This window comes from Pseudomonas sp. AC463 (genome assembly GCF_979253585.1).
Map to the genome: position 1 here is coordinate 1 of NZ_CEEDDZ010000157.1, position 404 is coordinate 404.

Sequence of the window (404 nt, forward strand, 5' to 3'; positions counted from 1 at the left end):
CGTCGCCACCGGCCGTTCGTTCGACTTCGTGACTTTTCCCACCGAAATCTTCTCGTCGCTGTCCGTGCGCAAGACGCTGTCGGCGGACGTGGAGGAAGGCTCGCTTGGCGCGACCGTCGACCTGCGCGCACCCAAGCCGTTCGACCAGAAGAAGGACTTCATCTTCTCCGGCACCGCGCGCGGAATCTACAACGACATCCGCAAGGACGTCGACCCGCGCCTGTCGGCGCTCGTATCGAAGAAGCTCGGCGACACGTTCGGTATCCTCGGCACCGTCGCCTATTCGAAGCGGCACATCGACGAATACGCGTATTCGGCGGTCGATGTCGTGCCGACCACCGTCTACGGTCTGGCGCAGCCGGCCGGAACCGCCAACGCCGGCGTGATCTTCCCCTTCTGTACAC

1 protein-coding gene is annotated in these 404 nt (G+C 63.9%); it reads left to right on the plus strand.

Annotated features, from left to right (window positions below; genetic code table 11):
• A partial coding sequence (locus AC0IYH_RS29565) for a hypothetical protein (RefSeq protein ID WP_471837618.1) occupies positions 1-404 on the plus strand: 404 nt, incomplete at both ends.